Annotated in this window: 20 protein-coding genes; 12 read left to right on the top strand and 8 right to left on the bottom strand. The window is 72.7% G+C overall.

Translation table 11 applies throughout. The annotated features are described in order from the left end of the window. Together EBO15_RS31285 and EBO15_RS31280 are read right to left on the bottom strand one after the other, a co-directional pair. A partial coding sequence (locus EBO15_RS31285; RefSeq protein WP_147481744.1) for an ABC transporter permease occupies nt 1–1,293 on the bottom strand: 1,293 nt, incomplete at its 3' end. After that, nucleotides 1,290–2,024, bottom strand: coding sequence for an ABC transporter ATP-binding protein (locus EBO15_RS31280; RefSeq protein WP_199744922.1), 735 nt, complete (start codon nt 2,022–2,024; stop codon nt 1,290–1,292). The genes EBO15_RS31285 and EBO15_RS31280, both read right to left, overlap by 4 nt. Before the next feature lie 86 nt (nt 2,025–2,110). Between EBO15_RS31280 and EBO15_RS31275 the strand changes: the two genes are divergently transcribed. Next, entirely contained in the window at nt 2,111–2,719 is a 609-nt protein-coding gene (locus EBO15_RS31275; RefSeq protein WP_122198074.1) for a response regulator transcription factor, read from the top strand. 15 nt (nt 2,720–2,734) lie between these two features. On the opposite strand, the gene EBO15_RS31270 is transcribed toward EBO15_RS31275, so the two are convergent. Then, nucleotides 2,735–4,783 (bottom strand): sensor histidine kinase, encoded by a 2,049-nt coding sequence (locus tag EBO15_RS31270; protein WP_122198073.1) that lies wholly within the window; start codon nt 4,781–4,783, stop codon nt 2,735–2,737. Between the two features lie 3 nt (nt 4,784–4,786). Continuing rightward, nucleotides 4,787–5,860, bottom strand: a complete 1,074-nt coding sequence (locus EBO15_RS31265; protein WP_122198072.1) for a hypothetical protein — start codon at nt 5,858–5,860, stop codon at nt 4,787–4,789. A gap of 125 nt (nt 5,861–5,985) precedes the next feature. Here EBO15_RS31265 and EBO15_RS31260 point away from each other — a divergent pair, with 125 nt between their 5' ends. Then, nucleotides 5,986–7,467: a phytoene desaturase family protein gene (locus EBO15_RS31260; RefSeq protein WP_122198077.1), complete on the top strand. Its 1,482-nt coding sequence runs from the start codon at nt 5,986–5,988 to the stop codon at nt 7,465–7,467. On the opposite strand, the gene EBO15_RS31255 is transcribed toward EBO15_RS31260, so the two are convergent. Then, the gene (locus EBO15_RS31255; protein ID WP_122198071.1) at nt 7,431–8,660 is read right to left on the bottom strand and encodes a glycosyltransferase; all 1,230 of its coding nucleotides are present in this window, start codon (nt 8,658–8,660) and stop codon (nt 7,431–7,433) included. The two genes, EBO15_RS31260 and EBO15_RS31255, sit on opposite strands and share 37 nt — an antisense overlap. 222 nt (nt 8,661–8,882) lie before the next feature. On the opposite strand from EBO15_RS31255, the gene EBO15_RS31250 reads away from it, so the two are divergent. Together EBO15_RS31250 and EBO15_RS31245 are read left to right on the top strand one after the other, a co-directional pair. Next, entirely contained in the window at nt 8,883–11,120 is a 2,238-nt protein-coding gene (locus EBO15_RS31250; protein WP_233616550.1) for a tetratricopeptide repeat protein, read from the top strand. A 2-nt stretch (nt 11,121–11,122) separates the two neighbouring features. Next, nucleotides 11,123–11,533, top strand: coding sequence for a hypothetical protein (locus tag EBO15_RS31245; RefSeq protein ID WP_122198069.1), 411 nt, complete (start codon nt 11,123–11,125; stop codon nt 11,531–11,533). A gap of 48 nt (nt 11,534–11,581) precedes the next feature. Here the strand turns inward: EBO15_RS31245 and EBO15_RS31240 are convergent, their stop codons facing one another. After that, complete coding sequence (locus tag EBO15_RS31240; RefSeq protein WP_122198068.1) at nt 11,582–12,208, bottom strand: response regulator; 627 nt, start codon at nt 12,206–12,208, stop codon at nt 11,582–11,584. 30 nt (nt 12,209–12,238) lie between these two features. After that, the gene (locus EBO15_RS31235) at nt 12,239–14,362 is read right to left on the bottom strand and encodes an MMPL family transporter (protein ID WP_122198067.1); all 2,124 of its coding nucleotides are present in this window, start codon (nt 14,360–14,362) and stop codon (nt 12,239–12,241) included. Nucleotides 14,363–14,618: 256 nt separating this feature from the next. Between EBO15_RS31235 and EBO15_RS31230 the strand changes: the two genes are divergently transcribed. The 3 genes from EBO15_RS31230 (at nt 14,619) to EBO15_RS43805 (ending at nt 17,197) form a co-directional block, all read left to right on the top strand. Next, on the top strand, nt 14,619–15,383 hold the full coding sequence (locus tag EBO15_RS31230) for a dienelactone hydrolase family protein (RefSeq protein ID WP_122198066.1): 765 nt from the start codon (nt 14,619–14,621) through the stop codon (nt 15,381–15,383). A gap of 156 nt (nt 15,384–15,539) precedes the next feature. Further along, entirely contained in the window at nt 15,540–16,787 is a 1,248-nt protein-coding gene (locus tag EBO15_RS31225) for a hypothetical protein (RefSeq protein ID WP_122198065.1), read from the top strand. A 182-nt stretch (nt 16,788–16,969) separates the two neighbouring features. Continuing rightward, nucleotides 16,970–17,197, top strand: a complete 228-nt coding sequence (locus tag EBO15_RS43805) for a hypothetical protein (protein WP_147481742.1) — start codon at nt 16,970–16,972, stop codon at nt 17,195–17,197. 273 nt (nt 17,198–17,470) lie between these two features. Here EBO15_RS43805 and EBO15_RS31220 read toward each other — a convergent pair whose 3' ends face one another. Further along, nucleotides 17,471–17,662, bottom strand: a complete 192-nt coding sequence (locus EBO15_RS31220) for a hypothetical protein (protein ID WP_122198064.1) — start codon at nt 17,660–17,662, stop codon at nt 17,471–17,473. A gap of 177 nt (nt 17,663–17,839) precedes the next feature. Between EBO15_RS31220 and EBO15_RS31215 the strand changes: the two genes are divergently transcribed. Genes EBO15_RS31215 through EBO15_RS31195 form a run of 5 tightly spaced genes read left to right on the top strand, consistent with a single transcriptional unit; the run spans nt 17,840 to nt 24,515 of the window. Further along, nucleotides 17,840–20,398, top strand: coding sequence for a S8 family serine peptidase (locus tag EBO15_RS31215; RefSeq protein WP_147481741.1), 2,559 nt, complete (start codon nt 17,840–17,842; stop codon nt 20,396–20,398). 37 nt (nt 20,399–20,435) lie between these two features. After that, nucleotides 20,436–21,407, top strand: a complete 972-nt coding sequence (locus EBO15_RS31210) for a cyanobactin maturation protease PatG family protein (RefSeq protein ID WP_122198062.1) — start codon at nt 20,436–20,438, stop codon at nt 21,405–21,407. Next, on the top strand, nt 21,392–22,312 hold the full coding sequence (locus tag EBO15_RS31205) for a SagB/ThcOx family dehydrogenase (protein ID WP_122198061.1): 921 nt from the start codon (nt 21,392–21,394) through the stop codon (nt 22,310–22,312). Before EBO15_RS31210 ends, EBO15_RS31205 begins: the two co-directional genes overlap by 16 nt. After that, nucleotides 22,309–23,307: a TOMM precursor leader peptide-binding protein gene (locus EBO15_RS31200; RefSeq protein ID WP_122198060.1), complete on the top strand. Its 999-nt coding sequence runs from the start codon at nt 22,309–22,311 to the stop codon at nt 23,305–23,307. The genes EBO15_RS31205 and EBO15_RS31200 overlap by 4 nt, the downstream gene beginning before the upstream one ends. Next, complete coding sequence (locus EBO15_RS31195; protein WP_122198059.1) at nt 23,304–24,515, top strand: YcaO-like family protein; 1,212 nt, start codon at nt 23,304–23,306, stop codon at nt 24,513–24,515. Before EBO15_RS31200 ends, EBO15_RS31195 begins: the two co-directional genes overlap by 4 nt. Nucleotides 24,516–24,531: the final 16 nt, after the last annotated feature.

The raw sequence follows: 24,531 nt of genomic DNA, 5'->3' as shown, positions 1-24,531 counted from the left end.
CGGCGGCCCGAGCAGCGCGACGGCCATCGTGAACAGCAGCGCCGTCAGCGGGGTCAGCGGCCCGGCCGCCGCGTCGGTGTGCACCGACCGCAGGACGACGCTCAGCACGATCCCGCCCGCGACCGCCGCGACGCCCGCGACCAGCCGGGCCACCGGGACCCGCGCCGGCGTCAGCGCGGCCTCGCCGAGCGCCTCCACCGGACGCAGCCGGGTGATCCGCCGCGCCGAGACGCGCGCCGCCAGCCACGCCGACAGGACGGTCGCGGCGGCCGCGGCCAGAGGCGGGAACGGCCCGGTGATCAGCGGAAGGTTCGCGGGGATCACGTCCCCGGCGACCATGCGGCCGTGCAGCCAGCCGCCCAGCGGCAGCCCGGCCAGCGCGCCCGGGACGGTCGCGAGGGCCCCGACGAGCAGCGCCTCACGGCCGAGCATCCGGCGCAGCTGCCGGGGCGTGGCCGCGACGGCGCGCAGCATCGCCAGCTCGCGTTCGCGCTGCTGGATCGCCAGGCCGAAGGTGCCGACGACGGCGAGCAGCGCCACGATCAGGGCCGTTCCGCCGAGCGCGCCGCCCATGCTGAGCAGCTTCGTCCGGGCCGCTCCGACGCCCGCGAACTCGACGCGTCCGCGGTCGTCGCCGGTGGCCACGGTCGCGTTCGTCCCCTTCACGGCCTGCTCGACGGCCTTCGGGTCGCCGCCCCACACGCCGATCGCCGACACCTGGCCGGGACGCCCGGAGAGGCGGCGCGCCTCGTCCGGCGCGACGTACGGGCGGTCGGCGACCCCGACGACCCGGTAGGTGCGCGGCCCGCCCGCCGTCAGGACGGTCACCTTCGCGGCCGTGCTGTCCAGGACGATCTCGTCCGCCGCCTGCGGGGCCCGCCCGGAGCGCAGCCGCACCGGCGTCAGCGGCTCCCAGCTGTACCCCTCGGTCGCCCCGACACCGGGCATGACCAGCGGAAACGCGACCTCGGACACGACCCGCCGGACGCCCGGCACGGTCCGCACCCTGGCGGCCAGGTCGGCGGGGATCCAGGCGCGGGCGGCGTTCGGCTTCGACTTCTCCTTGGTCTTGCCCTTCTTGTGCTTCAGGAAGTGCGTTTGCGGGTCGCCGGCGACCACGATCGGCGCGCCCGAGTACCGGACGGGCTTGACCGTCCCGCGCAGCCCGGTGTCCATCAGCGTGCCGCAGGCCGTGACGAGCGCGGCGGCGAAGAACAGGGCGACGAACGCGCCCGCGAACGCGGCCCGCCGGTAACGAAGAGTGCTCAGGATCATCGAGTTGGCAGGGATCATCGCGCGTACGCCCCCAGACGGGTCATGCGGTCGGCGACGGCGGACGCGGACGGCACGTCGAGCGTGTCCACGATCCGGCCGTCGGCGAGGAACAGGACGGTGTCGGCGTACGACGCCGCCACCGGGTCGTGCGTCACCATCACGACGGTCTGGCCCAGCTCGTCCACGGTCTGCCGCAGCAGCCGCAGGACGTCCTGGGCGGTCATCGTGTCGAGCGCGCCGGTCGGCTCGTCGCCGAACACGACGTCCGGGCGGGTGACCAGGGCCCGCGCCAGCGCCACCCGCTGCTGCTGCCCGCCGGACAGCTCGCCCGGACGGTGCGTCGCGCGCTCGCTCAGCCCGACCCGCCGCAGCACCTCGGCGAGCAGGTCCCGGTCCGGCTTGCGGCGGGCCAGCTTCAGCGGCAGCGTCACGTTCTGCTCGACCGTCAGCGACGGGACCAGGTTGAACGACTGGAACACGAACCCGACGCGCTCGCGCCGCAGCTCGGTCAGGCGCGTCTCGCTCATCCCCGACAGCGCCGTCCCGCCGAGCCGCACCTCGCCCGACGTCGGCCGGTCCAGGCCCGCCGCGCAGTGCAGGAAGGTGCTCTTCCCCGACCCGGAGGGGCCCATCACCGCCGTGAACGCCCCCGCGGGGAGCGTCACCGACACCTCGCGGAGCGCCGCCACCGCGCTCCCGTTCCTGCCGTAGACCTTGCAGACCTCGGACATGACCACCGCTTCGCTCATGTCTTCTACTCTGCTGACCTGGGCGTTCGTCCTGAAGAGCGGTCGTCATCGATCACCCGTGACATCGTCATGGGTACGCTCGTGACGTGATCAAGGTGTTGCTCGCCGAGGACCAGCACGTCATCCGGAGCGGGCTGGTCGCGCTGCTCGGCCTCGAGGACGGCCTGGAGGTCGTCGCGGACGTCGGCCGCGGCGACGACGCGGTGTCCGCCGCGCTCGTCCACGTCCCGGACGTCGCCGTCCTCGACGTCGACATGCCCGGCCTGGACGGACTGTCCGCCGCCGCGACGCTGCGCGAGAGGCTGCCGTCCTGCCGGACGCTGATCCTCACCGCGAACGGCGCGCCCGGTCAGCTCCGCCGCGCCCTCGACGCCGGAGTCGGCGGCTTCCTGCTGAAGACCGCCCCGCCGGACGACCTGGTCGCCGCGATCCGCGCCGTCCACGAGGGGCGGCGCGTCCTCGACCCGAGCCTCGCCGTCACCGCCTGGGACCTGTCGGCCGACCCGCTGACCCCGCGCGAGAAGGACGTCCTGCGGCTGCTCGCGGACGGCGCCGAACCCGCCGAGATCGGCGACCGCCTGCACCTGTCCGCCGGGACCGTCCGCAACCACCTCACGGCGATCGTCACCAAGCTCAACGCCCGGGGCCGCCCCGACGCCGTCCGCATCGCCCGCGAGTCGGGCTGGCTGGACTGATCTTCGCCGTCGGGGTCACACCGCCCGGTCGGCGGCGGGCAGCCTGACGGCGAGGCGGAAGCCGTCCGGGGTGCGCGTGGCCTCGAGGGTGCCGTCGATCGCGGCGAGGCGGGTCGCGAGGTTGCCGAGACCGGATCCGGGCGGTGTGACCTGCCCGGACACGCCGTCGTTCGCCACGCTCAGGCCGTCGCTCCCGACCGTGATCTCCACGTGCCGGGCCTCGCTGTGGCGCAGGACGTTCGTCACCGCCTCGCGCAGCACGATCGCGAGCACCGCCTCGGCGTCCTCCGGCGGATCGCCCTCGCGGACGACGGTCGCCTCGATGCCCGCCGCGTCCAGGACGCCGCGCGCCGACGCGAGCTCGGGCCCGAACTCCAGCCGCGGCGCGGCGCCGGTCACGGCCGCCATGTCCGCGCGCGCCCGCTCGGCCATCGCGACCATGTCGGCGAACTCGCGGGCGGCCCGGTCCGGGTCGCCCGCGAGGCGGCGCGCCAGCTCGCCCTTGATCAGGATCGCCGCGAGGCCGTGCCCGAGCAGGTCGTGCAGGTCCCGCGCGGCGCGCAGCCGCTCCTGGACGACCGCCGCCCGCGCCCGCGCCGCCGCCGCGTCCGCCAGCTCGTCCGCGAGCCGCGCCAGACGCAGCAGCCCGTAGACCACGAGCGCCGTGAGCGGCACGCTGACCAGCGTGTTCACGACCATCTCCTGGCCCGAGGCGGCCACCCCGGTCAGGACCGTCACCAGCACGCCGAGCACCGCCGCGAGCCGGACGGGCAGCAGCACGAACAGCGACCCGAGGAGAAGCCCGGGCAGCGTCCCCCAGGGTTCGCGCAGCACGACCAGCGGCACGAAACTCGCCACCGCCTGGACGGCCAGCAGCACGCCCCACCGGCGCCCGCGCGGACGCGTCCAGCGCAGCAGGATCACCATCGCGAGCATCGACGGCACCGCGACGGGCAGCTCGCGCGGCGGGACCTGGAGCAGCCCCTTCACGCTCAACACCACGATCGTCACCGCCAGCAGCCCGACCGCGAGCCGCCGCTCCGCCGTCGCCTCCGCGACCGGACGGTCCGCCGGAACCCGCACGGACGCCTCGACCGCGAACCGCCCGTCCAGGGCGAGACCGGTCCGGAGCCGCCCGCCCGCCGCCGCGATCCGCGCGTCCAGGCCCTCCAGCGCGTGCGCGCCCTGCTCCGACGTCCGGACGCCGTCGTTGACGACCCGCAGCGTGAGCAGCCCGTCCCGCTCGGCCGTCGTGATCTCGCAGGTCCGGGCCGTCCCGCGGCGCACGACGTCGGTGACCGCCTCGCGCAGGACGACCGCGAGGAGCGTCCCGGCGCGTCCGAGCGGCTCGCGGTGGCCGGTCGTCACGTCCGCCGCGATCCCGCCGGACGCCAGCAGCCCGCGCGCCGCCGCGATCTCCGGCGCGAGCGACAGGCTCCGCAGCTCCACCGACGCGGCCCGCGCCGTCCCGAGGGCCTCGCGCGCGGTCGCCAGCACCGCCTCGAGATCGTCCGGACGGGCCCCGGCGACCGCGTCCAGACCCTTGCCGAGGCCCGCGTCGAGCTCGGCCGCGACCCGCAGCCGTTCCTCCTCGACCGCCGCCAGCGCCAGCGTCATCCGCGCCGCCGCGCGCCCGTCGATCCGCGCGACCAGCCGGGCGACCCCGACGACGAGCACACCGCTGAGAACGGCCGTCAGCGTCACGTCCAGGACGTGCGCGGGCGGCCCGCCCCGCAGCGCCGCCAGCCCGAACGCGCTCACCGCGACCGCTCCGGCCGCCCACGTCCGGCCCGCGACGACCAGCGCCCCGCCCACCATCCCGACCAGCCCGACCGAGACCCAGCCCGGGATCACGCACGCGTACCCGCACACCGCGAGAACGCCGAGGTCCCAGACCGTCCAGCCGCGTCCGAGCGAACGCAGCCAGACGGCCAGGACCCCGGCGCACAGCACGCACGAGGCGACGAGGACCCCGGCGGACCGCCCGACCGCCGTCGACGCGTACAACCCGCACAGGCAGGCCAGCAACGCGCCGGCGACGACCCGGGCCCCCCGCGATCCCATAGGTCAGGAGAACTTCAGCAGCTGACCGGACGCGCCCCGTCGCGCGCCGTCCGGCGCCAGCACGGCCGTGATCGCGGTGGCGAAGGTGACGCCGGTCCCCGGAACATGGGCGAGCTGCCCCGGCAGCAACGTCCCCTTCGGGTGCGGCGGCCGGACCGTGCTCCACTTGCCCGTCTTCGAGCGGTGCAGGAGGACCCCGCCGTCCCGTGACGAGAACCAGGCGCCGCCGTAGCCGTCGAGCGCCATGTCACGCAGGCACCGCGTGCCGGGCGCGGCCGCCTTCTTCCAGCTCTTGCCGTTCCAGTGCAGCAGGGTGTTCGGGTTCTTGGCCCCGTAAGTGCAGCCCGTCGCCCACACACTGGTCGACGACACCGCGAGGATCGCGTTGACCTCCACGCCGACATTGGTGATCGTCCATGTACGGCCGTTGAATCGTCCGACGGTCTTGAAGTCCTTGCCGGGCGCCGCGTCGCGTCCGAACGTCCACATGTTGGTGGACGACGTCGCGCTCACGTTGTCGGGCGTGAACGTGCCGGTCTTCACGGCCTTCCACGTGCTGCCGTTGTAGTGCCACGTCCCGGAGCCCTTGGCGGCCATGTCCGCCCCGAACACCCAGACGTTCTTCGCGCTGAACGCCTTGACGGAGGTCGGCCGCCCCGGAAGGCGCTTCGCGATCGACCAGCGCTTCCCGTTCCAGTGGAGGAGGGCGTTCGGGCCGTGGCCGGGGGACTCACCAGGCGTGCTGACGGCCCACGCGTCCGACGCCGAGCGGATGGAGGCGCCCCGGACGTAGCCGTCCAGGCCCTTCGGCAGGGCGACGTACTTCCAGGTCTTGCCGTTCCAGCGGTAGGAGAACGGCACGATCGCGGGCTTCGACTTCGCGTGGTACGCGTTTCCGAACGCCCAGCCGTCCTTCTTCGACGCGATGGTGACCGCGTCCATCTCGGTGTACGACGTCGTGTGGACGTTCAGCGCCACGCGCCAGGCGTGGGTGGCGGCGTCGGCGGACGCCGGAACTGCGACGACGGCCGCGAGGGCCGTCGAGGCGACGAGGGTCGCCTTGAGGGGGTGACGCAAGCGGTGCTCCTGCGGATGGCCCCGAAAGGGGAGGAAGGGTGTGAGGAGGGAGATCCTCTCACGGGACCCTCCGCCTGATCAGCCCCGTTTCCACGGCGTTCCGGGAGGCTCGGTACGGTGTGGCGATGTCAGAGTTCTCCTCAGCCGGGAGGACAGCGTTCTCCTCAGCCGGGAGGTCGGTAGGACACGCCGCCGTCGTCGGCACCGGCCCCAACGGGCTTGCCGCGGCCGTCACGCTCGCCCGCGCCGGGCTCGACGTCACGCTGTTCGAGGCCGCGCCCGAGATCGGCGGCGGGCTCCGCAGTGAGGCGCTGTTCGACCCGCGGATCGTCCACGACGTGTGCTCGGCCGTCCACCCGATGGCGGCCGCCTCGCCGTTCTTCCGCGAGTTCGACCTGCCCGGACGCGGCGTCGACCTCGTCCGCCCGGACATCTCCTACGCGCATCCCCTCGACGGTGGCCGCGCCGCCCTCGCCCACCGCTCCCTGGAGGCCACCTGCGCCGACCTCGGCGCGGACGGCCCCGCCTGGCGCCGCCTCTTCGCGCCGCTGATGCGCCACAGCGACAGCCTGACCAGGCTCTTCCTGTCCGATCTGCGCCGTCCGCCGACGTCCCCGGCGGGAGCGCTGCTGTTCGGACGGCGCGCGCTCCAGGGCGCCCGGTTCCACGGTGACGAGGCGTCCGCGCTGTTCACGGGCGTCGCGGGGCACGCGGTCGGCCAGGTCTCCGGGCCCGTCGGGAACGCCGTCGCCCTGATGCTCGGCCACCTCGCCCACACCTCGGGCTGGCCCCTCCCGCGCGGCGGCAGCGCCGAGATCGCCCGCGCCCTCGCGGACGACATCACCGCCCACGGCGGCACCTTCCACGTCGGACACCGCATTTCCGACCTGGGCGAACTCTCCGGATTCCCGCTCGTCTTCCTCGACACGAGCCCACGCGGCTTCCTGTCCATGGCGAGGCGCCACCTTCCCGACCGCTACGTGCGGGCGCTGTCCCGCTTCCGTTACGCGCCGGGTGCCGCGAAGGTCGATTTCCTCGTCTCCGAACCGATCCCCTGGGCCAACCCCCAAGTCGGACGCGCCGGAACCGTCCACCTCGGCGGAACCCGCGCCGAGCTATTGCGCGGCGAACGCCTCGCAGCACGAGGCCGCCTGAGCGACTCCCCGTTCGTCCTCGTCGTCGACCCGGGCGTGGCCGACCCGAGCCGGATCGTCGACGGCAAGCGTCCGGTCTGGGCCTACGCGCACGTCCCGAACGGCGACGACACCCCACCGCTCGACCTCGTGCGCGCGCGCATCGAACGCTACGCACCGGGCTTCGGCGACACCGTCCTGGAGTCCCGCAGCATCACGGCCGCCCAGTACGAGACCTACAACCCGAACTACGTGGGCGGCGACATCGGCGCGGGCGAGATGTCCCTGCGGCAGATCGCCGTCCGCCCCACGTTCCGCTGGGACCCGTACACGACCCCGCTCCACGGCGTGTACCTGTGCTCGGCGTCCACACCGCCGGGACCGGGCGTCCACGGCATGTCCGGTTACCTGGCCGCCACCTCCGCACTCCGACGCCACTACCGGCTGCGCCCGCCGGCGCTCAGCCCGCGATAGACCGCCATCGTCTTCTCGGCGATCCGATCCCACGAGTATTCCTGCGCCCGCACGACGGCCGCCTTGCCGAAACTCTCGCGCAGCTCCGCGTCACCGAGCAGTTTCGCGAGAGCCTCAGGCAACATCTCCGGCCGGGACGGCGAGACCAGAAACCCCGTGACGCCGTCCTCGACCGTGTCGAGAAACCCGCCGACCGCCGAAGCGACCACGGGAACCCCACAGGCCATCGCCTCGAGAGCCGTCATCCCGAACGGCTCGTACCAGGGCACGCACACGAACACGTCCGCCGACCGCAGCAACGCCGGAACGTCCTCCCGAGGCACCCGCCCCAAGAACCGAACCCGCTCCGAAACCCCGGCCTCCCGCGCGACATTCCGCAGCCGACGCACTTCCGCATCCTCACCAAGCCGCGCCTCCGGCGGCCCACCGGCAACGACAAGCTCGGCACCGGGCAATTCCCGCAACGCCGCGACGACGTTCTCGATCCCTTTACGGCGAATGAGCCGACTCAACGTGAGAATCCGCGCCCCGCCCCCACCCCGACCGGCGACGGGCCCCTCCGGCGTGAACGCCCCGACGTCCACCCCACACGGAATCACCCGCACCCGCCCCAACGACGCGTCCAGCCGAAGCAACTCCGCCACCTCATCCGCACACAACGCCACCAACGCGTCACATCCCTGAACGACCTCCCGTTCGATTCCGAGGCGCTCGGGCGGGCTGGTGTCGAGTTCGCCTTGATGTCGTGACTTCACCGTCCCGAGCGCGTGGAACGTCTGGACGACGGGAATCCCGAGGGGGCGGGCGGCGAGGAGCGCGGCGCGTCCGCTCATCCAGAAATGCGCGTGAACGACGTCCGGCGGATCTTCCGCCCATCGTCGTGCCAGGTAGGCGGCCATTTCGGGGACGTAGGGGAGGAGTTCGTCCTTGGAGATCTCCGTAGGCGGTCCCGCCGGGATGAACTCGACCACCACCTGTCGATCTATGCGTATCCGGTCGGCTCCACCGAGTGACGCGCGCCTGGTGAATACGGTGATTTCGATGCCGGGATGCCGGGATGCCGGGATGCCGGGTCGAGCCGTGTGCGCGACCGCCCTGGCCAACTGATCGACGAAGACGTTCTGGCCGCCCGCGTCCACTCCGCCGACCTGGGCGACAGGGCTGGCGTGTTCGGAGACGAACGCGATCTTCATCCGGAAATATCACCACATAACGCCGTCAAGGCCAAGACCCCGGAAGTCAAGTGGCGATGGAGACAGGGATGGACAAAGGCATGATCGGCCGTGAGACTTCCCCTCATGGTCGGCGACGACGGAGTGAATCCCGGGGAACGCGGCGGCTCGGGAGCGAGGGCCGAGCGCGATGTGAACCTGACCGGCACGAACGTCGCCGGCAGGGATTTCAATGTGAGCGTCATGCTCCCGCGCGGACCTCAGGACGCCCGGTTCACCCTGCCGCGCGACGTCGCGGGCTTCACCGGACGGACGGAGCAGATCGCGCGGATCGAGAAGGAGGTGGGCAGTGCGCCGCTGCCGCCGATCCTGGTCATCTCCGACGGGCCCGGGAAGGGCAAGACCGCCCTCGCGATCCACGTCGCGCACCGGCTGGCCGAGCGCTTCCCCGATGCCCAGCTGCACCTCTGCCTCGGCGGCGAGGAACTCCCGGAGCTGACGGCCGCGGAGGCCCTCGGCAGCCTGCTGTGGGCTCTCGGCGTCGACCGCGCCGACCTGCCGTCCAATGTCGACGACCGGGCCGCGCTGTGGCGCTCACAGCTGCGCGACAGCCGCGCGCTGATCGTCCTGGACAACGCGATGTCGGTCCGCCAGGTCGAGCCCCTGCTGCCCGCGAGCCCCGGATGCGCGGTGCTGATCACGACCCGGTACGCGCTCACCGACCTGGAGGGGACACGGGCGATGTCGCTGCACAGGCTCGCTGACGCCGAGGCCGCCGCGCTGCTGGAGTCCCTGGTCGGGGCGGAGCGGGCGGTCGCCGAGCCCGAGGCCGTGCGTCTGATCGTGGAGCTGTGCGGCGGACTTCCGCTGGCGCTCCAGGTCGTCGGCTCGCAGCTGCGCAGGCCCGCGCGCAGCCGGATGGCCCTGGCCGACTTCGCGTCCCGGCTGGCGGATGAGAACACCAGGCTCAGCCTCCTGCGCACGCGCGACAGGGAGGTGCGCGCGAGCTTCGCGCTCAGCTACCAGGTGCTGTCGGACGAGGCGCGGCTGGTGTTCCGCAGACTCAGCCTGCTGCGCGTGCCGTCGTTCGAGCCCGGCCTTCAGGAGGCCCTTGTCGGGGACGACCCGACCGACGGCTGCGAGGAACTCCTCGACGCCCACCTCGTCGAACCCGCGGGCGTCGACCGGATCTCGTTCCACGACCTGATCCGCCTCTACGCGCGCGGGTGCGCGGACGAGGAGGACACGGCGGACGAGCGCGAAGCGGCCCTGAACCGTGCCTACGCCTGGTGCTTCGCGCAGGCGCGCGTCTGGCAGGACGACCTCGTCCGCATGGACGCCGAGCGTCCGCTGCTCACCGACGTGGTCCGTCAGGCGGCCGAGACCGGACGCCACGACGTCGCCGCCGGGCTCGCCGCCCTGCTCACCCCGCTCCTCGAGGCGCACAACCTGTGGGCCGAGTGGCTCGAACTGGACGAGCTGGTCGTGGAGTCGGCGGCGGCCCTCGGCGACCGGGCCGCGCTGGGGCAGGCGCTGAACGACCTCGCTCATGTGTACCGGCTGGTCAGGCGCACGTCCGAGGCCGCGGGGACCGCGCGCCGAGCCGTCGCGGAGTGCCGTGCCGCCGCCGACGACCGCGCGACCGCGGCGGCGCTCGTCCAGCTCGGGATCATCCACCGGGAGATGCATCGCTACCAGGGGGCCGTCGACCACCTCGGTGAGGCCCGTGACATCCTGCACGCTCTGGGTGACCGCGCGGGCGAGGGCAGTGTGCTCAAGGACCTGGCCCACGCCCTGCTGTGGCAGCGGCGTCCGGTGGAATCGGCCGAGACCTTGCGGAAGGCGGTCGAACTGCTCGCCGACTCGTCCGACCGGACGAATCTGGCCTGGGCCTACGCGAACCTTGTCTCCGCCTACGGCTACATGTGGCAGGAGGCGGAAGCGCTCGAGGCGTACGAGAACGCACGCCGCGTCTTCACCGAGCAGGACAACCGCCAAGGGAACGCGTGGGCGGACAACCACGTCGGGATCGTCCATCGGCAGGCCGGACGGCTGGCCGAAGCCGAGTCATGCCACCGTGCGGCGCTCGAGACGTTCCGTGAGCTGGACGACGGCTACGGCATCGGCTGGGCGCTGCTCTACCTCGGGCTCGTCCGCCGGGACGCGTCGCTCATCGAGGACGCGCGTGCGTCCTTCGACCGGATCGGCGAGGCCAACGGGCACGCGTGGACGCTCGTCTGGACGGCCGAACTCACCGAGGACCCCGCGCTGATCCCTAGCGCCGTCGCCGAGTTCGAGGAGATCGATAATCCGCAGGGGATCGGGACGGCCCTGAGCGTCCAAGGCGATCTGCTCCTCGCGGACGGCGATCGGGACGGCGCCTTGCGCGCGTACGAGGCGTCCCTGCCGTACCTGCGCCGCGCCCACGACACCCACCGCGAGGCGGATTCCCTCCGCGGCCTCGCCCGGACAAAGGACTGAGCATGGACCCGACGACCCTCGCCACCACCGCGACCGAAATGCTCGTCCCCGTGCTCGCCGCGGTCGGATCCGGCGGTGCGAACCGCCTGGGCGAACTCGTCACGGACACCGCGCTCGCACCGGTCACCCGCCTCTACACCGCCGTGAAGAACCGCCTCAGCCGGGACTCCTACAGCGAGACCGCGCTGGAACGAGCGGAGGAGCGCCCCGACAGCGCCGCGCGTAGGCAGGCGCTCCAGGCCGTCCTCGCCGAGATCATCGAGGACGACCCGGACTTCGCCTCGACGCTGGAAGCGCTGGTCGCGGACGCCCGCACGGTCAACGTCGTCCAGGATTCGGGCGCGGTCGCGGGCCGCGACGTGAACATGCAGGGCGGCTACGTCGCCGGGCGGGACATCACCTTCGGTCGCTGACGGCCCGCCCATCGCGTTCGCGCAGGCGCAGGCGCAGGCGTAGGCGCGTCAGGGGCGGGGGAGGAGGTTCAGTTCCAGGGCCTTGACCACGGCGTGGGTGCGGTCGGCTACGTCGAGTTTGGCGAAGATGCGGAGGAGGTGGGTCTTCACGGTGGCTTCGGCGATGACGAGGCGGCGGCCGATCTCGGGGTTGGAGAGGCCGTCGGCGACCGCGCGCAGGACGTCGACCTCGCGGGCGGTGAGGGCCGCCGGGGCGGGGCGCCGCATCCGCGCGACGAGCTTCTGCGCGATCTTCGGGGCGAGGACGGTCTCGCCCCGGGACGCGGCCCGGACGGCGTCCACGAGCTGCTCGCGCGTGGTGTCCTTCAGCAGGTAGCCGACGGCCCCGGCCTCCACGGCCCGCTCGATGTCGGCGTCGGTGTCGTAGGTCGTGAGGATGAGGACGCGGGTCGCCGGGTGCGCGGCGGCGATCTCGGCCGTCGCGGCGACCCCGTCCATGCCGGGCATGCGCAGGTCGAGGAGGGCCACGTCCGGGGCGAGGTCCGCGACGAGCGCGACGGCCTCCCGCCCGCCGGACGCCTCGCCGACGACCGCGATGCCGCCGTCCGCGGCGAGCAGGGCGATGACACCCGCCCGCATCGCGGGATGGTCGTCCGCGACGATCACCGAGAGCATGGCACTCCTCCAGGGGGCGTTCCGGCGCGGTCAGCCTACGGGCAGGGTCACCCGGTCCGGCGCGGGCCGGCGTCGCGACGGCCACCAGGCGGCGTCGCCGAGCAGGAGCATCAGCGCGGGCAGGACGACCAGGCGGATCACGAACGCGTCCAGCAGGACCGCGACCGCGAGGCTCAGCCCGAACTGCTTCATCTCGATCAGGTGCAGCGGGACGAACGCGGCGAACACCGTCATCATCACCACGGCCGCGCTGGTCACCACGCCCGCCGACGTCCCGATCCCGTCCAGGACGGCCCGCCGCGCGGGCACCCCGCTCCGCACCGCCTCCTGGACGCGGCTCAGCGTGAACACCTGGTAGTCCATCGACAGGCCGAACAGGATCACGAACAGGAACAGCGGCACCCGCGACCCGACCGACCCCATCGAGGTGAACCCGAGCGGTCCCTCGGCCCACCGGTGCTGGAACACCGCGACGAGCACGCCCAGCGACGCCGCCGCCGACAGCAGGTTCAGGACGACCCCGACCAGCCCCATCGCGACGGACCGGAACGCCAGCACCGTGATCGCGAACGTGACGAGCAGCAGGGCCCCGAGGATCAGCGGAAGCCGCTGCTTCTGGTGCTCCGGATAGTCGGCGTACCGGGCGACGTCCCCGGTGACGGCGACGTCGACGCCGATCTTCCCCACGGTCGCCGGGATGTGCGTTTCGCGGAGGCTCTTCAGCGAGTCCTGCGCGCGCTTCTGGCTCGGATAGGCCGGGACGGGCACCTCGAGCATCGTGATCCGGTGGTCCGCCGAGACCCGGACGCGCGTCCGGCCGTCGAACAGCGGGTCGGACCTCACCTGCTCTGCCAGCGCGTGCAGCGCCGTCGCCACTTCGGCTTGCCTGGACGCGTCCGCGCGGACGACGACCTGGTCGACCGACTTCAGCTCGGGGAACGCGGCGTTCACGCGGTCGAACGCGCGCATCGCGGGCAGCTGCCGCGAGTACGTCTCGCGTCCCACGTCGGTCAGCTTCATCCCGGTCATCGGCGCGGCCAGGACGAGCAGCGCCGCCACCGCGACCCCGAGCATCGCCACCGGCCGCCGCGCGACCGCGCCCAGCATCGATCCGGTGAACCGTCCGGGCCGGGGCGTGTGGCGGCCGGCGCGGGTGCCGAGTTTGGCGAGGAGCGCGGGCAGGACGGTCAGGGAGCTGACCACGGCCGCCGTCGTCACCACGATCGCGCCGGTCGCCAGCGACGAGAAGATCACGTCGTCCGCCAGGAACATCGTCGCGGACGACGCCGCGACCGCCAGCCCCGACACGACCACCGCGCGCCCGGACGTCGCCGCCGCCAGGTCCACGACGGCCGCCGACGACAGCGTCCCGCCCGAGCGGGCCCGTTCCTCGCGGTCGCGCTTGAGGTAGAAGAGCGTGTAGTCGACGCCGACGGCCATGCCGATGAGCAGGATGACGTTCGTCCCGACGCCCGCGTCCGGGAAGACGTGCGAGGCGACCATCGACAGCCCGACGCCCGCCGCGATCGACGACACGGCGAGGAGCAGCGGCACGACCGCCATGACCACCGACCGGAACACGATCAGCAGCACGAGCAGCGTGACCGGCAGCGCGAACACCTCGGTCCGGGAGAGGTCGCCGCCGCGCTGCGCCTGGACGTCCTTGCTGATGGACGGGCCGCCCGCCTCGTCCACGGCGAGGTCGGGGTTGGCCTTCCGCACCTCGGCGGTCTGCGCGAGCACGGGATCGACGTGCTTCCTGCCGTCCAGCTCGGGGCCCTTCAGGGTCACGTCGACGCGGACGGCCCGTCCGTCCGCCGACCACACCGGCGCCGCCACGGACTCGACCTCGGGGAGGCGGGACATGCGCGTCCGGACGTCCTCGGCGACCGCCGTTCCCCGCGTCCGGTCGAGCGCCGTGCCCTTCCCCGCGATGAGGACGCGTTCCAGCGCCCGCTGTTCGAGCCCGCCCTGCGCCGCGTACGCCTCGGCGCGTCCCGCCTCGCCGACCCGGTAGTCCGCGGACGTCGCCGCCTTCCCGCCGACGGACATCCCGGCCAGGAGGCACGCCATCACGAACAGGATCCATCCGGCGATCGCGCGCCAGGGGTGATGGGCGCTCCACCGCGCCACGCGCACTGAGGGGTTCTTCATGGTGAAGACCCTGGCCGGAGGGCCTTTCCCGCCGACAGGTTCGACCGGCTGAACCTCGTGTCCACCGACCGGTGGACAAGCCGGGAAAAAGGGGTGGGCGGCGCACCGGCCACCTGTTAGCCTTCCCGAGGCCGTGAAGCCGACCGAGGAGGTGAGACCCGTGAACCCGACCACCACATGGGTGCTCCCTTCTCGTTGCACGGCAGGCTGACGCGGAAGTCGCCGGGAGCGCCGACTCTCCCGAAAGGCGACCGCCATGAAATTCACCACTGAGACGTCCACCGACGGCGTCATCGAACGCGACTTCCTGATGGACGACGTCACCGGCGTCCTCTGGACCCCCGAATCGCCGTCCGAGTTCGAGGATGAGGGCGCGCCCCTCGTCCTCATGGGGCACAGCGGCGGCCTGGACAAGCGTTCCCCCGGGCTCGTGGCCCGCGCCCTCGACCTCGTCGCCCGGCATGGCTTCTCCGTCGCGGCCGTCGACGCGCCTGGCCACGGTGACCGTCCGCGGAACGAGCAGGACCGGCGGTGGGTGGACGCCATGTTCCGCGCCCGCGAGGCCGGGGAGTCGATCGTCCCGATCGTCACCGAGTACAACGCGTCCCTGGCCGAACGGGCCGTCCCCGAATGGCGGGCGGTCATCGACGAGCTCCAGGCCCTCCCCGCCATCGGGCAGGACGCGCCGATCGGCTACGGCGGCATGACCCTGGGGACCGCGATCGGCCTGCTCCTCACGGCCGCCGACCCGCGGATCCGGGCGGCGTCCTTCGGGTCGGTCCTCGTCTACGACGACCTCACCGAGGCGGCCGGGCGGATCACCGTCCCCGTCCAGTTCCTGCTGGCCTGGGACGACCCGGAGATCCCGCGTGAGACCGGGCTGGCCCTCTTCGACGCGTTCGCGTCCCCGAAGAAGACCCTCCACGCCAACCCGGGACGTCACGGTCAGACGCCCTGGCACGAGATCGAGTCCACGACCGCCTTCTACCGGCGCAATCTGACGCCCCTCACTCCGCGTTAGCGGGCCGGGGAAGCGTCGGGCCCCGCGCCCCGGGGCCCGACGTTTTCCTTTTGGGGTGAATGTAGGGGATCCGAGTCGTGTTTCTGATACGTCTGATTGTCGGTGTTCATGACCGCCGCTCGGAGTGGTCGCACTTCACAAGGGAGCTGATGGGGCATGACCGACGTGTCCGGCAAACCGACCCTGATGGTCAGGATGGCGGCCAAGCTGAAGGGGGAGGTTCGGGCGGACACGCTCGAGTCGTTCCGGCGCGCGGGCGGCGTCGCCTACGCGGAGATGGAACGGGCGGAGGCGCTGCGCAAGAGACTCGCCGACGAGGGCGCGAACCTCTGGCACGTGGAGCCGGGCGTGTCGAGCCAGCTGCTCTGCTCCTGGAACGCGTTCGTCCTCCAGTCCATCGGCGAGAACCTGCTGGACGCCGACTACAGCGCCGATCCGAGGACGGTCGGCTACGTCCCGCCGGTCACGCACACGCAGGTCACCGACTGCTTCAACGAGGTCGAGCCCTGGTCGTCGCGGGCCCGGCAGGCCGCGGGCAACACCGCGCTCGACATCTCCACGACCGTCCGGCTGCCCGCCGACCTGCCCGAATGGGCCGAGGCCGCGCCGTGCCCCCTGCCGCACCTGCGCGGCATGCTCGCCGCGACGCGGGCCGTCCGGCAGCACGCCGAGGTGGCTCTCGGAGTGTTCGAGGCGTCCGTCGAGGACGCCGACGAGCACGCCCGCGACCTCCAGCGGCTCCGGCAGCTCGCCGCCGAGGGGAGCACCGCGGCGGACTACGCCGAGGGACTGCTCGAGGCCGACCCCGACCCGAACCTGCACGAGGCGATCGAGGAGCGCCTCCAGCGCGCGCTGGAGGCCTTCTACCACCTGGGCCAGCTCACGGCGATGCCGTCGCTCGTCGCCCGCTACGACACCGGCCAGGTCGCCGCCGCGCCCGCCCAGAAGGGCGGAGCCGCGCCGAAGCTCGCGACGCCCGACTCGTCCGCGTTCGACCCGTGGTGCCTGACCTCGCCGCTCGAGCGCACCAAGTGGCGCAAGGACCCCCGCGCCCACCAGTCGATCAAGGAACTGTGGGAGTTCGACCCCGACCCCGCGGCCACCCTGCGCATCCAGGACCAGATCGACGCCGCCGAGAGCGCGGGGATGATCACCTACGCGAAGAACGGGTCGGGCACCACGCTCGGCAGCTACTTCTGCTGCCCCTGGGGCGCGATCTACTCCGTCCGCCGCCCCGTGACGATCAACGGCCGCCGCCTGCGCGCGGGCCAGCAGTTCACCTACGAGGTCGACGCCGACAAGGTGCCCAAGGGCGGCGCCTTCGTCCGCCGCCTGATCGTCGGCACCTTCGCCCCCACCACCGACATCGAATACTGCGACCCGGACGGCGAACACGAGTTCTGATCGATCCAGGCAGTGCCAGGCCCCAGGTCTCCGACCTGGGGCTTTGTGCTGTACGCCGCGACTCGCCCAAGCATGAACAAAAGCGCGTAAACAGTCGCCCCGCTCCGAGTGATCGAAGCCATATGGCGTGTTTATCGTTGGACTGATGGGAGATATGGATACCCGTCAAGGGGAGCAGTGACATGACTATTCCCATACGTTCGGCGAGCGTCCAGCGCGCCATGAACGGTCTTCGTTATGCGGCCGTCGTTCCGGGCTGCGATCGGGCCGGTGTCGTGCCGTCCACGAGCGGGCCCGGCACCATCAGATGCAACTGTCCCGGCGGCGGAACGGCGGACTGCCCGCCCGGCACGCACTGCGCGTGCGACATGCTCGGCGCGCACTGCCCGCCCGACGAGCCGGGACAGTGACCCGATCTCCACCTCTCGGGGGTGACGAGAATGACCATTCCGAGGTGTGCGGCGAGTGTGCGCCGCGCTGTGAGCGATATGCGTTATCCGGCCGTCGCGGGGAGATGCGCGGTCGTGCCCTCCTCGGGCGGTGGCACCTACGAGTGCAGGTGCCCGGGGAGCACGGTGACCTGCCAGAGCAACCAGAGCTGCACCTGCGACTTCCAGGGCGCGCGATGCGTGTAGCGGCGGTGCGTGCGGCGGCCTTCGCCGGCGGCGGACGGGCGGCCGCGGTCAGCGGCGGCCGTCGCGGCCGGTGAGGACCACGCGCCGGTTCAGCCGGGCGGCGCGTTCGGCGCAGGGGTGGCACGGCTTGACGCCCACCGCGGAAGTGAGCGCCTTGAGCGCGTCACCGAGACCGACGTCCTTGCGCACGAACGGCACCGGAACCCGGACGACCGAGGAACTCTGCCGAGGTAGCCGCATGGCGTCAACGCCTCCAAAGGTCGCCATCGCACGCCGATATCGGCGATTATAACTCCGCTCCGGCCGTTCTCTCCATTGTCGGCCACTCGTCGAGCGATTCTCTTTGTCTGTGGAATCCGGGCCTTGGTCCGGCTCGCCGGCCCACCTTTCTGGTGGGTCACCTGGAAGGGGAGGCGCGTGGCCCGGGGATTAGGGGATCCCGGCGGAATCGCCGCCGCGCGGACGCCGGACGCGGCGCTTCCGGCGAAGGGCGCACTGGAGCGTCTCTGGACCGAGACCCTCGGCGACACGCGGATTCGGGTCGCCGTCCTCGACGGACCGGCCGACCTCACGCACGAGGCGTTCCGCGGCGCCCGGCTGACCCGCCTGGGGACGCCCCACCCCGCCGGACGCGGCATCGGCCCGGCCGCCCAGCACGGCACCCAGGTGGCGAGCGTCATCTTCGGACGCCACGACGGGCCGGTCCGGGGCGTCGCGCCCGGGTGCGGCGGCCTGATCGTCCCCATCTTCGCCGACAGCCCCGTGGGCGGCCCGCCGAGCTGTGCCCAGTCCGACGTGGCCCGGGCGCTCGACGCGGCGGTGCGGGCCGGGGCGCACGTCGTGAACATCAGCGCGGGCGAGATGTCCGGCCGCGCCACCCCGGATCCGCGGCTGGCGGCCGCCGTCCGCGCCTGCGCCGAGGCCGGGGTGCTCGTCGTCGCGGCGGCCGGTGAACGAGGATGCGGCGTCCCGCAGATCCCCGCCGCGCTGCCGACCGTCCTCGCCGTCGGAACACCCGCCGGCCCGCCGCCCTCGCCCGCCGAAGGGCACTGCCTGGTCACCCCGGCGGACGGAGTCCTCGGCGCGGCTCCCGGCGGAGCCCTGGCCCAGGGCAGCGGGACGAGCTTCGCCGCGGCCGTCGTCTCCGGCGTGGCGGCGCTGCTGCTGAGCCTGCTCGTCCAGCGCGGCCACCCACCGGACACCGCGCTGGTCCGCGCCGTCCTGCTCCGCTCCGCGACCTCCGGCGACGGAACACCCCCGGGGCATCTCGACGTGGACGCGGCCCGCGCTCTCCTGGAACAGGCCCTGACCGACCGCATCCCGCCCCAACGAACCACGACCGCGCCGGATCCACCGACCGCGCCCGATCCACCGACCGCGGCGACGACGCTGTCCGCGGAGCCGGGGGGCTTCGGTCGGTATGTGGTGCGGGCGGAGGCCCGGGAGGGGCGGTATCGGGGGGTTTCGGCCGACGGGTTCGGGGCCGTCGACGTCGAGCTGCCCGACGGGCGGACGTACCGCGTCGACGACCTGCGCTACCCGGTCGAGGGCGGCGGGCTCGGCCTGCGCCTGGTGCCCGCCGACGACGAGCGGACCCTCGTCCTCCCGGACGGCAGGCGCGTCCCGGGATACGGCCTGCTCGACGACCTGATCCGGCACGAGACGGGCCTGCGCCCCATCGACCCGATCTTCACGCTGATCAGCTACATCCGCCCACAGGAGCACCGCCTCCCGCTGGAGCAGCTCCCCTACGGCACGAAGCTGCGCATCGGCCACCGGCACATCGCCGCGTACGTCGGGTCGGGCCGGACGACCCAGGCCCTGCCCCGGAACACCACGTGGCGCGGCACCGGCCCGACCGACATGCGGCTCAACCTCGACCGATATCCGGCCACGGTGCACGCCGTCTCTCTGCACGGCGTCCCGCAGGCGGTCCTGAACCGGAACGGCCGGATCGTCGACCACCTGGTGTCGGCATTGGCGAAGACGCCGGAGCTGCCCGACAGCCTCCACTGCCGCACCATCGACCTCAACACGACTCTTCAGTACTACAGGGACCTCATCCGGGGCGCCGACTATCTCGACGACCTCGCCTGGCGCACGAACTGCGGCATCCACAAGACGATCGTCACGAACCTGATGGTGAACGTCCCGCACAACCCCGGGGCGTTCGCCGAGATCTTCGGCCCGGACGGCCCCGCCCTCTGGGACGACTTCCAGCGCCGCCACCGCGACGTCACCGGGACCCCGTTCACGCCGGACGCGCAGACCCGCTTCACCCCGCTCTGGCAGCTCGGCGGCCTGCACCCCGAGACCGTCCGCCCGCCGACCCCGGCGCAGTACGCCGAGTTCCACGCCGCGCGCGCCGAGAACCGGCTCGCCGAGTACGCCGGGCCGCGCCCGCTGGAGCCGGGGACGGGCCTGGCCTGGCGTCCCGAGACCGTGTCCGACCTGCTCGGCGCGTTCTTCCGCACCTACCTCCCGCCCCGGGAGGCGGGCGGCCTCACCACGGCGGGGCTCGTCCTCCAGATCCGGCACCTCGCGGCCGAGATGCTGCGCATCACCGAGGAGCGGTACCTGCACCTCGTCACCCCGGTGATCACCGACCTGCTGGCGTCCGACCCGTCAGGCTCCCGGCGGGACGGGCTGGACGCCGTCCTCCGCTGGGTGCGGGAGGCCGACGGGGACCTGCCGCGCTGGTCCAGGCCCGACCTGCGCGGTCTCCTGGAGCACTGCCTCGACGCCGCGTCGAACCAGGCCGCCGTCCCGTCCCCAGAGGACGCGCTGGACAAGCTGGCGCTGCTCGGCGAGCTGATGGCCGAACTGGACGCCGAACCGCCCTACTTCACGTCCCCGTCGATCGTGCACCGGCTCGCGCTCGGGAGGTACCCGAGCAGCCCGTTCGTGCGGGTGCGGGCGCTGTGCACCGTCCTTGACCAGAGCGAACTGGAGCCGTGGCCGGACGGTCCGGGCTGAGACCGGCGCGTCCGGGAGACCAAGACTGGAGAAGCAGATGGACGAGTACACCGGCGCGAGCGCCGAGTACACCGTGACCACGCGACGAGAGAACGACGAGCCGCCCGAGGCCGCTCCGCCGCCCGGCGAGGACGACCTCGCCGGGGTCGCGCCGAGCGCGGATCCGGCCCCTGACCTCACCCTCTCCCACCACGTGACCGAGCGGCCGGTGTACGCGCTCGGCCAGATCGGCTACGACTTCGCGACCCAGACGCGCCGGGACTCGGTCAAGCAGCGGATGGGCGACGACGCCGAGCCCGAGGAGGCGCGGGACATGCTCGCGCACCTCGACGAGAACCCGGCCGACGCGGAGTCCCTCCAGTGGACGCTGAACCTCCAGAGCATCCCGATCTACTTCCTGGAACCACGCGGCCCGTACGCGGCGCAGACCTACGAGCTGCTGCGCACCTTCCTGCGCGAGCAACTGGAGGAGGGCGTCGAACGCGTCTCGATCCCCGGGACGATCGCCGGTGTCGGCCACCACCGGTCCGGCGCGTCGATCCCGATCGTCGTGCCCGCGCTGCGCGGCATGTACAGCTGGACGACCGAGGCGCTCGTCTCCGCCGTCGCGGACGCGGGCGCCACGACCGGGAAGGCGGCCAAGGGCGCCGCCGACCAGAGGGACGCGGTGCGCGGCGGCGTCACCAACTTCCTCGAGCGCGTCTACTACGAGATCCGGAATCTGGGCATCGAGCCGCGCGAACGCGCGATCAACTTCGCCGCGACGAACGCGTTCTCGGTCGAGTCGGTGTACGAGCACGCCGTCCGGGAGAACATGGAGCTCGACACCATCGACGTGGAGCCGAGCCCGCTCTGCCCGCCGAACTCCGACTGCTGGGACGTCAAGCTCACGTTCTTCTTCCCGGACCGTCCGGCCATGACCCCGCGCCGCGTCTACCGCTTCACCGTCGACGTCGCCGACGTCGTGCCCGCGACCATCGGAAGCATGCGCACATGGGCGATCCGCTGACCGGCGACGACGACGCTTCGGACGGGCGAGCCGGGGCGGCGGTCGCGAGCGCGCTCAAACGGGTGCGGCCGTCGATCACGGCGACCGGGCTGCGCACTCACCTGGTCCGCTACGAGGCGGGGCCGGGCGCCGGTCAGCGCACGGCCGAGGAGTTCCTCATCGGTTCCCGCCTTCGTCGCGGGGACGCGGAACTCGGCGGTTCGGTCGCGCACTACCTCACCGAGGAGACCACGGCGATGGGCCTCGTCGGCCGGGCCCGCCACCCCGCCGGCGACCACCTTCCGCTGCCGCCCTCGGCCGAGCCGCGCATGGATCTCGGCGAGGCGGTCCGGCGCCGCCGCAGCGTCCGGGCCTTCTCGGGCGAGGCGGTCGCCCTGCCGATGCTGGCGACCCTCATCCGGGCCGCCGCCGGACACACCGGGCACCCCACCGGTCAGGTCACGCCGCGCCGCAGCCCGCCGAGCGGCGGCGCCCTCTACCCGATCGACCTCTACCTCGCCGCGCGACGCGTCCGGAATCTGGCCCCGGCGCTCTACCTCCACGACCCGTACGAGGACGCGCTGCGCCCGGCCGGTGTCCCCGACGGCCCCGCGCGCCTGTCCGAGGCCCTGGCCATCAGGGACGTCGTGGACGAGGAACACGCGGCCGCCGTGTTCCTCCTGGTCGCGCGCCCATGGCGCAGCATGCGCAAGTACGGCGACAGGGGCATGCGATACGTCTTCCTCGAAGCGGGAGCGATCGCCCAGAACATCCATCTGGTCGCGGTCGCCCTCGGCCTCGGCACGGTCGACTGCGGCAGCTTCTACGACGACGAGGTCCACGAGGCGCTGGAGGTGGACGGCCTGTACCGGGCACTCGTCCACGCCGTCGTCCTCGGCGTCCCCGCAGGCGAAGGACGCGGATGACCCACCCGAGGCTCAAACGCCATCTCAGCGTCGTGGCGCACGGCCCCGACGTGGTCGAGCTGCGCCACGGCGTCCTCAGCCCGACCTCGGTCACCCTCACCGACGACACCCGCTCCGGCCGCCTCCTCCGCATCCTGACGGCTCTCGACGGACGGCGTTCCGTCCGGGAGATCGCCGCGTCCGAGGACCTTCCCCGGGACGACGTCGCCGCCGTGGTCGACCGCCTCACCGAACTGGACCTGGTCGAGCACGGCCCGTCCCACGCGCTCGACCACTACCTCGACCACCTGACGATGCAGGAGGGACGACCGCCGCCGTCCGTGGCGTTCCTGGGAGACCCCGAGATCTGCGAGGGCATCGGGCGGATCCTCGCCCCGGACCTGCCGTCCGACGACGACGCCCGGAGAGCGCTGCGCGAGATCGCCCGCCCCCTGGACGGTCTCGACTTCGAGGAGGCCGCCGCGCCGTTCGCCCGCTACCGCGACCACCTGGTCGTCTTCGCGGTGGGCGGCATCGACCCGCGGGAGTTCCAGGCCTTCAACCGGATCGCCCTCCACCACCGCATCCCGTGGATCCACGCCGCGTCGGACGGCCCGATGCTGCTCGTCGGCCCCACCTTCGTCCCGCACCGCTCGTCCTGCTACGCCTGCCTTGAGAACCGGCTCATCACGAACATGCGCGACTCCGCCGGATACCAGCGCTACAAGAACGCCCTGGCCGAAGGCCGGGTGACCGCCCCGAACGTCCCCCTGGACACGGCCCTCGCCGCGATGCTCGCCTCGCTCACGGCCTTCGAAGCCCTGAACTTCGTCCGAACCGGAACCTCGTTCACCGTGGGCAAGATGCTCACCCTGTATCTGCCCACCATGGAATTCGCGTTCCACGAGGTCCTGCGCTCGCCGTCCTGCCCGGACTGCGCCCCCGTCCCCGAGCAGGACGACACCGACCTCTACTACGACATCCGGGCGCTCCTGAACCCCGACGGGACGCCGTGAACGCGCGCGCCCCCTGGCTCCACGCCACGTCCACCGGCACCCGCCTGCGCCCCGAGACCGCGCGCCTCCTGGCCCGCGCCCACTCCCCGCTGACCGGCATCTCCGCGGCCCTCGACACGGTCGTCCCCAGCACGGACGACCCGCGACGAACCCTGATCACCGGACGCATCGACCAACACACCGCCGGGATCGCCGACTCCTACGACGGAGCGATGACCACCGCCCTGGCCGAAACCCTCGAACGCTACGCCCTGGGCACGCCCCGCACGGCCCTCACCGCCAGCCCCCACGACCTGGCCGGAACCAGAATCCTGACGCCACCCGCCCTCCGCTACTTCACGTCCGAGCAGCTCAGCACCCCAGGCTTCCCCTTCACCGCCCTGTCCCCGGACACACCGATCAGCTGGCTGCCCGCCCGATCCCTCCGGGACGGCACCGTCGCCTGGGTCCCCGCCCAGACCGTCGTCCCCACGGACGAACCCGCCTTCACCTTCACCACGTCGGCAGGGACGGCCGCCCACACCGGCTTCCCCGCGGCCCTCCGCAACGCCGTCCTGGAACTGATCCAGACGGACGCCGCGATGGGCACCTGGTTCGGCGCGACCGACCCGATCCCGCTCGACCTCAACGCGAGCCCCCGCACCGCGACGTCCCGCCAGGCCGTCAACCGCCGCCTGCGCCGCGACGGCCCGTCCCCCCGCTTCTACTGGCTTCCCGCCCCGGACCTGCCGGCCATCACCGTGGCCTGCGTCCTCGAAAGCCCCCAGGTACCGACCTTCGCCGTCGGCCTGGCCTGCCACACCCACCTGAACCGAGCCCTCTACAAGGCGTTCCTGGAATGCACGGCCGTGACCAGACTGGCCACAGCCCTGGCACTCCGCCACCGCCACGTCGACCCGTCCCAGATCTACGACCTCGACTCGAACGTCGCCTACTACGCCACCGCCACCCCGCCCGCGAAGTTCCCCGCAACCCCGGGAACCACCCCCGACGCCCTCCCCCCGGACACCACGCTGAACAGCATCGACATCGATATCGCCTGCATAGACCTGACCCCACCGGACGTCCGCTCCCTGGGCTACCGGGTCGTCCGCGCCTACTCACCCGACCTCCTCCCCCTGACCCCACCCAGCACACCCCCCGAAGCCAACCCTCGCCTGAACGCCTACGGCGGCCTGACCAACAAGGCACCCCACCCCTACGCCTAGATCCCACGCGCCGGAT

The organism is Actinomadura harenae (genome assembly GCF_003696215.1).
Lineage (GTDB): Bacteria > Actinomycetota > Actinomycetes > Streptosporangiales > Streptosporangiaceae > Spirillospora > Spirillospora harenae.
The sequence above is the reverse complement of the archived record's forward strand: the minus strand, read 5'-3'. Positions and strand labels throughout refer to the sequence as shown.